Annotated in this window: 1 pseudogene; it reads right to left on the reverse strand. The window is 31.1% G+C overall.

Features of this window, described 5'->3' with window-relative positions:
- A pseudogene (locus ACSG5Z_RS31525) lies at positions 1-186 on the reverse strand (hypothetical protein); the annotation flags it as partial.
- Positions 187-289: the final 103 nt, after the last annotated feature.

Genomic DNA, 289 nt, shown 5'->3' on the forward strand with positions numbered 1-289 from the left:
GTTAAAGCTTTTTCCGGATTGATCAGCAAGTGCGCCGCCGCTTAATTTAATTAAGACACTTTTATATGGCTTCATAACAATTCCCCCTATATAGATAGCAATAAAAAAGGAACAAAGGCAACTGCCTTTGTTCCTTTTTAAGAAAATGAAAAAGAAAAGAAGAAGATACGACGAATTTTTGTACATAATTTTTCATACCATCCACTCCTTTTCATTTCGATTTATTGTAAGTGTATATCTTTTTGATTATACGAAACAATCTGATTACTTATCAAGTATATTGTATCTC

The sequence above is a fragment of the Bacillus pretiosus genome, from assembly GCF_051294775.1.
In the GTDB taxonomy this organism is placed as follows: domain Bacteria; phylum Bacillota; class Bacilli; order Bacillales; family Bacillaceae_G; genus Bacillus_A; species Bacillus_A wiedmannii.